Raw genomic sequence first — 12,323 nt, forward strand, 5'->3', positions numbered from 1 at the left:
CAGCTTAAATCTGTAAAATCTGCGTGAAATAAAAAAAACAAACTAATTATTCGTATTTCAAATATTTTAAAACGTCTACTTTGGTCACTTGATAGGCTTTCGCTAGAACAATTGTCAGCGTTAAAAATAACAGCGAAACAAAAGCAACTAAGAAAGGCAGAAACGGAATATCGATTCGAGAAGCAAAGTTTTCTAGCCATTTCTGCATTAGTAAATAAGCAGGAACAATTCCGATAAGAAAACCAATTATGCAGAAAAGGACATACTGTTTAGACAATTCTTTTAGCAAAATATTGGTTTCAGCGCCAAGCGTTTTTCTGATGGCAATTTCGCGCAATCTTCTTTCCATAGAAAAAGAAGCCAAAGCAAATAATCCGAAAACGGCAATTAATATTACCACAACATTCAGTAAAGCAAATAAATTTCTTTGGTCTTGATATTTTTTATAAGTTCGAGCAAAGTTTTTATCTACAAAACCATATTCAAAGGGATATTCCTGATCGACCTTAGATTTCCAGAATTTGTCTATAGCAGCGATTGTTTCAGGCATTTGATCGGTAGATATTTTAACCGAAATAAAGCGCATCTCGTTATCTATCCAGTCAAAAGCCTTAATATGGAAAAAAATCATTGGTGCAATATTATATTCCATTCCGATGTAATGGAAGTTTTTGACAATACCTACAACTTTAAATTTTTTTCCTCCAAAAGTGACATCTTGATTTACAGGATCCTTTACCTGAAGCGTTTTTGCAGCGGTTTCATTCAATAAAGCACTCGAAATGCTGTCGGTTGCCAATTCAGGATTCAAATCTTTTCCTTTGATTACTTGGATTCCTAAAAGATTTAATTGTCCAAAATCCATTGGCATTTGCTGTGTTATGACTTCTTTATTGGATTTATAATGAAGACCTTGCCAAGAATTTTCGTTGCTGCCAATAGAGAACATTCCAGCAGAAACAGCTTCAACGCCTTTAATTTTCAACAATTCTTGTTTAATGAGTTTATACCTTTCGTATTGACTTTTTCCTTTTTGAGGTTTAAAAGAAATATCCATAACCTGAGTACCGTTAAAACCTAAATCTTTATCCATCATAAAGTTTACCTGTTTGTAAACAATAAACGACCCGATAATGAAAAGTGTAGCAATAGAAAATTGTAAAACAAGCATTCCGTTACGAATCCAAACACCATTTTTACTTCTAGAAAAATTGCCTTTTAAGACTTTAAGCGTCTCAAAATTCGAAATATAAACTGCCGGAAAAACTCCCGAAACGATAATGACAAAAAAGAAAATTAGAATAAGCTGGGAGTAAAATTGAGTTCCAATTAGCATTAAGTTTTTGTTTAAAAAAGCATTATAAAACGGAAGCGAAAGTTCTACGATCACCATTGCCAACAAAACAGAAAACAAAGTGATGAGAGTGGTTTCAAAAACAAACTGCGTAACAATTTGTGATTTCGTAGCACCGACAATCTTGCGAACCCCAACTTCTTTAGCACGTCTTACCGCATTTGCAGTAGCCATATTGATGTAGTTTACAATCGAAAGTATTAAAATTAAGATAGATAAACCCACTACAATTTTTAAGAACTGCAAATTGGCGTTTTGTTCAGGAAAAGCATAATTTCCCTGATAAAGTCTTGCCTTTGTAAGCGGCAGAAGTCTTGATTTTATAGGATCTCCATATTGTTTTATAAACTGTTCAATAGATAATCCGTCTGCTTTTGCCTGTTTTTTGTAGTTGTCTTCAAGAAATATTTTATCTAAGTTTTGAATGACTGCCGTAGTATCGCTTTGTTTTTTCAGCTTAAGCATTAATCCGTAGCTAAAACCCCAGTTATCCTTATTTTTTTCTAGTTCATCTTCAACTACAGGAGTAATAACCGAAGGCATTATCGATGATTTTTCGGGTGTTTTGTAAATACCGCGAACGACAAAAATTCGATCAGCATATTTAACCTGTTTGCCCATAGGATTTTCATTCTTAAAAATGCGCGAAGCCGTTTCCTGAGAAAGAACCATGCTGTTGCGGTCACTAAAAGCTGTTTTAGCATTTCCTTGTACAAATTCAAAAGGAAAAAAAGAAAAGAAACTTCTTTGAGCCGAAAAAATTTTGTCTACCAATTCTATTTTTCCGTTATATTGAATTGTTTCTTTTGTGTAATACAGTCTATAATAACAGTATTGGTCTAAATAAGAAGTCGTTTCGTTTAACATTCTTCCCGGAATCGGAGAGTTTGATGTCCAAACATTTCCTCCTCCAAAATCGTTCATTACGTTATAAATTTTATCCTTTTCAGGATTCCATTGATCGTAAGCGTGTTCGTCATTCCAGTATAGAATGGCAAATATTAAACCTGCAATTCCTATACTTAATCCCAATATATTTAGGGCTGTAAAGAATTTGTTATTCTTTATATGATAAACAAATATGTTTGTCCAATTTTTAATCATTTTACTCGTATTTTAAGTATTTTAAAACATCGACTTTTGTTACTTGATAGGCTTTTACTAGAACTATGGTCAGCGTGAGAAAAAGCAAAGACACAAAAGCAATAAAAAAGGGTAGTAGAGTAATATCAATTCGGAATGGGAAATTTTCGAGCCATTTTTGCAATAGCAAATAAGCAGGTACAATTCCGATAAAGAAACCAATGATACAGAAAACTACATATTGTTTAGATAGTTCTTTCAGTAAAGTATTGGTTTCAGCGCCAAGTGTTTTTCTTATCGCAATTTCTTTCAGTCTTCTTTCCATCGAAAAAGAAGCTAAGGCAAACAGCCCGAAAACGGCAATTAGAATTACAACAACATTCAATAAAGCAAATAAATTTCTTTGGTCTTCGTATTTTTTATAAGTGCGGGCAAAATTTTTGTCTACAAAACTGTATTCAAATGGATATTCGGAATCTACATTTTTGACCCAAAAATTCTTTAGCGAAGCAATAGTCTGATCCATATTTTTTGGAGAAACTTTAACTGTAATAGATTCGATATTACCTTGTGTCCATTTTTGAGTATTTATATGAAAGAAAATCATAGGAGCAATTTCGGTATCAAGACCAAAATAATGGAAGTCTTTTACAATTCCGACAACCTTATAATCTTGTCCGTTCCATCCAATAGTTTTATCCAAAGGATTTTTCTCACGCATAGTTTTAGCAGCAGTTTCGTTTAGTAAAACATTAGAAATTGTGTCAGAAGCTAGCTTTTTAGAAAGAAATCTTCCTTTCGCTAACTTAATATTCAACATTTCCAACATTCCAAAATCAGAACCTAGTTGATTAACAATAACAACTTCATTATTTTTGTAATGCACGCCACCTCTCGAACACCAGTTATCGCCGATAGAAAACGCTCCAACTGAAACTCCTTCAATATCTTGAATCTTTGAGATTTCTTGTTTTATGCTTTCGTAGCGCTCAAATTGCCCTTTGTCTTTTTGTTCTCTAAATGAAATATTCATTAATTGTGAGCCACTAAACCCCAAATCTTTTTCTACCATAAATTGAACTTGCTGATAGACTACAATAGAACCAATAATGAAGAAAACAGCAATCGAAAATTGTAAAACAAGCATGGTATTTCTAAGCCACAAACCATTTTTACTGTGTGAAAAATTTCCTTTTAAAACTTTAAAATTTGAAATGTAAACCGCTGGAAAAACGCCACTCACAACAACTACAAGACTAAAGATTACAACAAGCTGAAGATAAAACTGAGATCCTGCAAGAACCAATTCTTTGTTTAAAAACTGATTGTAAAAAGGCAAAGAAACTTCCACAATTACAAGTGCTAATAATGTAGCGAAAAGCATGGTCAATGCGGTTTCAAATACAAACTGAAACACAATCTGTCTTTTTGTGGCTCCAATAATTTTTCTCACGCCAACTTCCTTTGCTCGTTTTATGGCATTGGCTGTAACTAAATTGATATAATTTACAATTGAAAGCAATAAAATTAAAATTGACAATCCCATCAAGATTCGTAAAAACTGAAGATTTCCTGTTCCTTCCGGAAATGGATATACTCCTTTATAAAGTCGTGAATTTTCAAAAGGGAGTAATTGGACTTTCATAGGTTCGCCAAATGCCTTAGTATACTCCTTAATTGTCATTCCTTCACGTTTAGCCTGTTTTTTGAAGTTGCTTTCAATAAAAAAATCATCTAGACTTTTAGCTACAAGAGGCAAGTCACTGTTTTGCTTTAACTTTAAAATTAAACCAAAACTGAAGCCCCAGTGATCCTTACGCCCTTCGAGATCTTCTTCGATCATATTGGTAACAGCATTTGGCATTACAACCGATTTTCCAGGTATTCTATATACGCCTCGAACGACAAATATTTTGTCGGCATATTTTACTTGTCTGCCAATTGGATTTTCATTTTTAAATAAACGAAATGCCGTTTCATCAGAGAAAACAATACTTTGTGGTTCTTTAAGAGCAGTTTTCGGATTCCCGTATTTGAATTCAAAAGGAAAAAAAGAAAAGAAACTATTTTGTGCTGAAAAGATTTTATCAATCAATTCTGTTTTGCCATTAAACTGTATGGTTTCTCTACTATAGTAGTCATTGAAATAGCAATAATTTTCTAAATATGGAGTAGATGATTTTAAATATGGCCCAGTCATAGCTGAGTTTGTAGCCCAAACATCTCCTTTTCCTAAATCATTCATTACAATAAATGTTCTATCCTTTTCAGGATTCCATTTATCATAAGAATACTCATCATTCCAGTACAGCGTTGCAAAGATCAAACCTGCAATTCCAATACTCAGACCAAGAATATTCAGAGCCGTGAAAAGCTTGTTATGCTTTAATTGATAAATAAATATATTAATCCAATTCTGAAGCATAAATTAGTTGTTAGCAGTTACTAAAACATCAACATTTCTATGATTCACTTTTTCAGAAAGGATTTCGCCATCTTTCATTAAAATAGTTCTTTGAGAAAAAGAAGCATCATAATCGGAGTGCGTTACCATCAAAATTGTCGATCCGCTGGCATGAAGATCGGTCAACAATTCCATTACTTCATTTCCATTTCGGCTGTCCAAGTTTCCTGTTGGCTCATCGGCCAAAATAATTTTCGGATTATTGATTAAAGCTCTTGCTACAGCCACACGCTGCTGCTGTCCGCCTGAAAGCTGTTGGGGAAAATGCTTCAAACGGTGTGCAATTCCTAAAATTTTTGCCATTTCGTTTACTCGAGATTTTCTTTCGGCAGAAGGAACGTTGTTATAAATTAAAGGCAGTTCGATATTATCAAAAACCGATAATTCGTCAATTAAATTGAAGTTCTGGAAAATGAATCCGATGTTTTCTTTTCTAGCTTGCGATTTTTGTTTTTCCTTTAAACCTACCATTTCCTGATCCAGAAGTTTATAGCTTCCGCTAGAAGCGCTGTCCAGAAGTCCAATGATGTTTAATAAAGTCGATTTTCCGCTTCCTGACGGTCCCATAATAGAAACAAAATCGCCTTGATTGATGGTTAACGAAATTTCACTTAATGCTTTAGTTTCTAATTCCTCAGTTCTAAATACTTTTGAAAGTTTTGTAATGGTAATCATAATTTGACTGTTTTTAATTTTTGATTGATTTTCTTTTAAAATTTTTATGCCTTCGGAAATGACAGAAACAAGTCTGAAAATTAAGATAAATTATTTTTAATTTATCGCTATTTATTTTGTTATTTGTACTTCCGAAAGGGTTTAATTATTAATGATTTACAAGTTCTAATGTGATTTTCGTGCCAGTAAATTAAACCTTGTAAATACCTTGTTTTTAAGGGATTATTTTTCAATAAAATTTTAAACTGTCCATAAGTGGACACCTTTCGTCCAAAACTGAACAATAATGAAAAAGACCAACGCATCTATTTTAATCATCGACGATCAAGAAGACATTCTTTTTGCATCAAAAGTCTACCTGAAAAAGTATTTTGAGAACATTTATACGCTCAATAATCCGAATAATATTGTCGAATTATTGGCAAAAAATGCCATTGATGTTGTACTCTTAGACATGAATTACAGATTAGGATTTGAAGATGGGAGAGAAGGTTTGTATTTATTGAAAGAAATAAAAACGCTTTCGCCAAAAACTGTCGTAATCTTGATGACCGCTTTCGGAAAAGTAGAAACAGCTGTTGAAGGTTTAAAATCGGGTGCTTTTGATTATATTCTGAAACCTTGGGAAAATAAAAAGCTTTTAGAATCGGTAAAACAAGCCGTAGATAAAGCTCGAAAAGAACAGAAGAAAAACAAGGAAGTTGAGATAAAAGAAGAATTCTTTGTCGGCAGTTCTGAAATTATAAAAAAGGCTTATTCTCTAGCAGATAAAGTTGCAAAAACGGATGCTAATGTTTTGATTTTGGGCGAAAACGGAACAGGAAAATTTGTTCTGGCGCATCATATTCATACACAATCCGAAAGAAAAAATCAGCCGTTTATTGCAGTTGATTTGGGTTCTTTGAATTCAAACATTTTCGAAAGCGAATTGTTTGGTTATGCGAAAGGCGCTTTTACCGATGCTAAAACTGATACAGCGGGACGTTTTGAAATGGCACAAAATGGAACTATTTTCTTAGACGAAATAGGAAATGTACCGCTTCATTTACAATCAAAACTTTTGCAAGTTATTCAGACCAAAACGGTAACAAGATTGGGAGAAACAAAAGCAAGACCTTTAAACGTTAGAATTATTACAGCAACCAATTTGAACTTAAAACTAGAAGTTGCCGATAAAAACTTCCGTGAAGACTTGTATTATCGCATCAATACGATGGAAATTGTTTTGCCTCCGTTAAGAGAAAGACATGAAGATAAAATTCCGCTTGCTGAATATCTTTTGGACAAAATGATTGAAAAATATAGCCGTGACGAAATCACTTTTGATAAAAAAGTCTTAGAACAGATTGAAAAACACGCTTGGAATGGAAACATTCGCGAAATGGAAAATAAGATTGAACGTGCGGTTATTCTTTGCGAAAACAACACTATAACGGTTTCTGATTTGGATTTGGAAACGATAACGCCTTACGAGGAAAACTCAGATGATATTCAGCTTTCTTCGGTTGAAAAAGCAACGGTTGAAAAAGCGCTTCTTAAAAACAACAACAATATCAGTAAAACTGCCGAAGAATTGGGATTATCAAGAGGTGCGCTTTACAGACGTTTGGAGAAATTTAATATCAATATCGACTAATTATGCTAAGGACTTTACAAACTTATAAACTCCTTTTTCTGCGATTAATTTTTATCGTGATTGGAATCGAATTGTCGCTGTATTTCTTTAGAATCGGTTTGCTTTTTACGGGAATTTTTGGTCTCTGCATGGTTTTTCTGCTGGGAAGAGAAATGTATTTTTATGTTAGAAATATGGTTTTAATCTATAATAAAACTATTTCTTCGATATTGCAGGATGATTTTAGTTCCGATTTCTCAAAACATAAATTCAATAGTACTTATAACGAGCTTTTCACTTTGTATGAAACTTTAAAAAGTAAACAAAATGAGCAAGTTACGAGAGATATTATTTACCGTTCTATTTTAAACAATATCGAATCGGGCGTTATTATTTTGCAAAAGCAAGAAAACGATTGGAGTATTTTTTTGATGAACGATTATTTTTCGAGTCATTTTAATGTGCCGAAAGTTTCAAAGTGGAAATATCTTAAGAACCAGCTGCCGTCTTTGTGTGAGATTATCGAAGAAGATGATTTTCATGAAATAAAAACTTCAATCGAGCTTAGCATAAACGAACAAAGCAAACAGACGTTTGTTTTGCAGGCTTCTCGTACTGAAATTTTTGGACAGGACTATTTTATTGTTTTGCTCGATTCTATTCAGAATGTGGTAGAGAAAAAAGAAAAAGATGCGTGGATCAATTTGATGAAAGTGATTTCGCATGAATTGCTAAATTCTATAACGCCAATTCGTTCGATCTGCCAAAATCTAGAGGATTTAGTAGAACAAGATTCGCTTTCGACAGAAGACTTAGAAGATATAAAAAACAGTGTGCAGACGATGCTGAGACGAAGCGATCATTTGCAGAAATTTGTTGAAGGATATCGAAAACTGGCTATGTTGCCTTCGCCTAAAAAAGAAAAAGCAGCATTACAGCAGCTGGTTGAAAATTGCATTCAAGTTATGAATCCGTTGTTTCGAAAAAGTAATATCGAAGTCATTAATGTTGTTACCCAAAACTATTTGATAAATGTCGATTCCCAGCAGTTAGAACAGGTATTGATTAATTTATTGACTAATTCTATTAATGCTTTAGATAATAGCAATCATAAGCAAATTTCGATTTCGGCGGAAGCCAAAAACAATCGCATTTTTATAAAAGTTTCGGACTCCGGAAAAGGAATTGAAAAAGAAATTGAAGAAAAAATATTTCTTCCGTTTTTCACCACCCGAACCGAAGGCGCTGGTATTGGTCTGACATTATCTAAAAATATTATTGAAGCACACGGCGGTTATATTTCGCATAAAAATGAAAATGGGAAAACGGTTTTTGAGATATCTTTGATTGAGGATTGATTAGCCTAAATAAAAAAAGGTTTAGATTTTTTCACGCAGATTTTTGCAGATTTAAAAAGATTTATTAGAATAAAAATCTGCGTTGATCTGCTTAAATCTTTTTAAATCTGCGTGAAATATTTTAAAATGTTAATTTTTTCTAATCAACAGTCTTAATCTTTCACTTTTAAAATTGACTTCAGAAATAATAGTGGCAGAAAAAATCAAAGTTCCGCCCAAAAGTAAACGCCACGAAAGATTTTCTCCTAAAATAAAAAAAGCTCCAATTGCGCCAAAAACAGGCTCAAACAAATAAATTACCGCTACACGTTCTGCCGATAAATAGCGTTGTGAAATGTTTGAAACCGTATACATAAAAGCTGTAGAAAATAATGCACAATAAATTACGCCCATCCAGAACGTATTATTTTGCGGAAGCCATTCTGATGTCCTGTCTGTTATCGCGATAAAAAAAGTAAAAAGCGCACAAAATGCAAACATTGGAACAATCGAATACAAAAGGTTTTTGGTGGCCGAATGTTTTTCAACAGCAATCAAATAAACTGCAAAAGCAAAAGCTCCCGCAATGGTAAATAAGTCTCCAAAGTTTATGGTAAACTTATCCTGAATGGCAATAATAAATAACCCAGTTAAAGCTGTCAAAGCGGCAATCCAGATTTTTAGCGAAGCGTTGGTTTTATAAATTGCTAGTTTTAATAACGGAATAATAATTACGGTTAATCCCGCAATAAAAGAGCATTGAGAAGCATCTGTATATATAAGCCCAACAGTTTGAAGCTGAATGCCTAAAAACATTGGTACAGCAAGTAAAAAGCCTGTTTTAATAGCTTCTCGATTAATGTCTTTCACATATTTCCAAAAAATAATACTCAATACCACAACAGCCAGCAGGAAGCGATAAAACAAAAATACGTTTAGCGAATAGTGGCCAATTGCCATTTTAGTAACAGAGTAAGATACTCCCCAAAAGGCAGTGCCAAGAATTAATAAAAACAATAAAAGCTGTCTTCTTTCCATTTTAAATCAAGATTTTTTTCATCATTAAATCGGTTTGTTCGTCGTCTCCTAATCTGAAAATATGCGTGTCAAATTGAACGAAACCATTTTTAGTGTAGAAGCTCACGGCTCTGAAATTCTTTTCCCAAACGCCAAGCCACATGTACGAAGCTTTTATTTTTGCTGCAATTTGTTCTGCTTGAGCATATAATGCCTGCGCGACTTTTTTACCATGAAATTCTTTTGCTACATAAATGCGTTCAATTTCTAAGGCATTTAAATCTTCTTTTTCGGTTTGTGCGTCGGCAGTATTCAGTTTTAGATAACCCACAATTTTTTCGTCTAAAACAGCTAAATAGAAATATGATGAAGGATTTTTCAATTCAACACTCAATTTTTCTGTAGCGAAGCTTTCGTCCAGATATTTTTTCATATTTTCTTCGCTGTTGACATCGGCAAAAGTTTCAGAAAAAGTTTGTCTGCCAATTGATTGAAGTTTTAAAACGTCATCTATTGTGGCTTTGGTTATTTTTAGCGTATTCATTTTTGTTTCTTTAATACGTTAAAAGCTGTTTTTCGTTTGTGATAAATGCGTAAATTGCATCAATGGATTTACAGCAGATTAAATATTTTTTGGCTTTGGCTCGCGAACTTCATTTCTGGAATACCGCCGGAAAAATGAATATTACACAATCAGCACTCAGCCGTCAGATTCAGTCTCTTGAGAATCAGCTTGGCATTCAGTTGTTTGAGCGTAACAAACGCAACGTTAAATTGACTGCCGCTGGCCAGTTCTTAAAAGAAAAATGGGAGGTAGAATTGAGTAAACTCGAATTCATTCATCAATCTGCCCGCCAAATTCAGTTAGGCGAGAGTGGTACGATTACCATTTCTCATCCTGATTCTATTTCGGCTTCTCTAATGCCCGAAATTTTGTCACGTATTTCAGAAGCTTTTCCAAAACTAAAAATCAAACTGGTTCAGGTTCTGTACGAGAATCAGCAGGATTTTCTGCGAAATTATAAAATTGATCTGGCGATTACCAGAGATATTAATAATGCAAAAGATATTCAATCTCAAAAAATATATACCGATCACTTAGCAGTTGTAGTTCCTGAGAATCATCCTTATCAAACGACTGAGGATTTTACTAAAGAAACTCTCGCTTCTCAGAAATTTATTTTGCCAACCAATGATGAAGGAAGCAGTTACAGTGACCTTATTCAGAGATTATTCAATTCTTTGGAGAACGCGCCAGAAGCCTATCTTCATTCTGAATTTGGTTCTTCTATAATTGCTTTAGTTCGAAAAGGACTCGGAATCGCAATTTTACCCGATTCATATGTCTTTCATGAAATCCCAGGAATCCGATTTATCAAATTACCGCTAGAAACCGATCTTTATGTCAATTGGAGAACCGAAGATCATAATCCTGTGTTGGCCAATGTTTTGAAATTGATTATTCCGTAAACCGTTAAGCTCTCAGCATTCCGATATGTGGAATTCCGTCTTCATCATACACTTCACCTTGTTCTACAAATCCTAAAGATTGGTAGAATTTGGATAAATGGTATTGCGCACTAATTCTAATTGGATCTTTTCCAAACTTTTCTTCGCAGCCCGCAATTGAAGCTTCCATTAGTTTTACTCCTAAACCTAATCCGCGATGCGATCTTGCAATTACAACTCTTCCTATTGAAACTTCATCATACGATAGTCCTTTTGGAAGTAAGCGCGTCACACCTGCCAATTCGTTATCAACATAATACAATAAATGAAAACCTTTCTGGTCTTTATTGTCTAAATCGAGATATGGACAGTTTTGTTCTACTACAAAAACATCGCTTCTCAACCGAAGGATATTGTACAATTCGTGATTGGATAATTCGTCAAAAGATTTAATGGAATGGCTGAATGTCATTTTTAATTTTAGGCTTTAATTTTTGACAAAGATAAAAGCCTTAGTAATGATATAAAATGCTATTTTTTTATCAGGTGATGCGAAAAATGCATTAGTTGTTTTTAAATTCCAAGTTTTAAATTCCAAATTCCAAGGTGAAAAAACAAAACTAAAGTGGAAAGTTTGTCAAAGTTCAGGCAACAGTTTGTGTCAACAGTTTATCATTTCGAGGAACGATGAATCTCCGTTAGAAGGCTCCATCAAGATTTTAAAATCATTGTATGAAAAACATAGCCCGTGGTTTCAACCACGGTGATCAATATGGTAATTATGATTGCGTTCCGGTGGTTGAAACCACGGGCTATGTTTAGCGCGATGACGCATTTTTCTATGTAAAAAAACTTTGCCAAAGCCTAAAACTTTGACAAAGTTGAATCCAAATTCGTGTAATATATTTTTAGTGGGATACTGCCTTTAAACCAACAATAGAACCAACCAATGTTGCTAAGAAAAACAATCTCCAGAAAGCAGCTGGTTCTTTAAAAATAAAGATTCCTACCAATACCGTTCCTACCGCGCCAATTCCTGTCCAGACCGCATAAGCAGTTCCTAGCGGAAGTGTTTCTGTAGCTTTCATTAATAAAAGCATACTAATTGTTAAAGATATAAAGAAGCCAATATACCAATAGTACATTTCGGTACCAGTTGTTTCTTTTGCTTTTCCAAGACATGATGCGAAGGCTACTTCAAATAGACCCGCGATGATTAAAATAATCCAGTTCATATAGTTAAAATTTTGTGATGCAAAGTTCTTTTATGGAAATCAGAAAAAAATTAACAAATGATAAAAAATGAAGTTATTTTAATCTGTTTTGCAC

Annotated in this window: 10 protein-coding genes; 3 read left to right on the forward strand and 7 right to left on the reverse strand. The window is 33.7% G+C overall.

What is annotated here, in order from left to right; all coding sequences use genetic code 11:
* Positions 1-46 precede the first annotated feature (46 nt).
* Genes RB618_RS19870 through RB618_RS19880 form a run of 3 tightly spaced genes read right to left on the reverse strand, consistent with a single transcriptional unit; the run spans position 47 to position 5,576 of the window.
* Positions 47-2,458, reverse strand: coding sequence for an ABC transporter permease (locus tag RB618_RS19870; protein WP_308070371.1), 2,412 nt, complete (start codon positions 2,456-2,458; stop codon positions 47-49).
* 1 nt (position 2,459) lies between these two features.
* Positions 2,460-4,862, reverse strand: a complete 2,403-nt coding sequence (locus tag RB618_RS19875; RefSeq protein ID WP_308070372.1) for an ABC transporter permease — start codon at positions 4,860-4,862, stop codon at positions 2,460-2,462.
* 3 nt (positions 4,863-4,865) lie between these two features.
* The gene (locus RB618_RS19880) at positions 4,866-5,576 is read right to left on the reverse strand and encodes an ABC transporter ATP-binding protein (protein ID WP_274256425.1); all 711 of its coding nucleotides are present in this window, start codon (positions 5,574-5,576) and stop codon (positions 4,866-4,868) included.
* A gap of 286 nt (positions 5,577-5,862) precedes the next feature.
* Here RB618_RS19880 and RB618_RS19885 point away from each other — a divergent pair, with 286 nt between their 5' ends.
* Together RB618_RS19885 and RB618_RS19890 are read left to right on the forward strand one after the other, a co-directional pair.
* Positions 5,863-7,212, forward strand: a complete 1,350-nt coding sequence (locus RB618_RS19885) for a sigma-54 dependent transcriptional regulator (protein ID WP_308070373.1) — start codon at positions 5,863-5,865, stop codon at positions 7,210-7,212.
* Positions 7,213-7,214: 2 nt separating this feature from the next.
* A complete protein-coding gene (locus RB618_RS19890; RefSeq protein ID WP_308070374.1) occupies positions 7,215-8,549 on the forward strand; it encodes a HAMP domain-containing sensor histidine kinase in 1,335 nt (444 codons plus the stop codon).
* 129 nt (positions 8,550-8,678) lie between these two features.
* On the opposite strand, the gene RB618_RS19895 is transcribed toward RB618_RS19890, so the two are convergent.
* Positions 8,679-9,566: a DMT family transporter gene (locus RB618_RS19895; protein ID WP_308070375.1), complete on the reverse strand. Its 888-nt coding sequence runs from the start codon at positions 9,564-9,566 to the stop codon at positions 8,679-8,681.
* Position 9,567: 1 nt separating this feature from the next.
* On the reverse strand, positions 9,568-10,089 hold the full coding sequence (locus RB618_RS19900; protein ID WP_308070376.1) for a GNAT family N-acetyltransferase: 522 nt from the start codon (positions 10,087-10,089) through the stop codon (positions 9,568-9,570).
* 62 nt (positions 10,090-10,151) lie between these two features.
* On the opposite strand from RB618_RS19900, the gene RB618_RS19905 reads away from it, so the two are divergent.
* Entirely contained in the window at positions 10,152-11,015 is an 864-nt protein-coding gene (locus RB618_RS19905) for a LysR family transcriptional regulator (RefSeq protein ID WP_308070377.1), read from the forward strand.
* Positions 11,016-11,019: 4 nt separating this feature from the next.
* On the opposite strand, the gene RB618_RS19910 is transcribed toward RB618_RS19905, so the two are convergent.
* Both RB618_RS19910 and RB618_RS19915 read right to left on the reverse strand, forming a co-directional pair.
* Positions 11,020-11,466, reverse strand: coding sequence for a GNAT family N-acetyltransferase (locus RB618_RS19910; protein ID WP_308070378.1), 447 nt, complete (start codon positions 11,464-11,466; stop codon positions 11,020-11,022).
* 436 nt (positions 11,467-11,902) lie between these two features.
* Entirely contained in the window at positions 11,903-12,229 is a 327-nt protein-coding gene (locus RB618_RS19915) for a multidrug efflux SMR transporter (protein WP_308070379.1), read from the reverse strand.
* Positions 12,230-12,323: the final 94 nt, after the last annotated feature.

It is taken from the genome of Flavobacterium sp. LHD-85, assembly GCF_030929595.1.
GTDB lineage: Bacteria > Bacteroidota > Bacteroidia > Flavobacteriales > Flavobacteriaceae > Flavobacterium.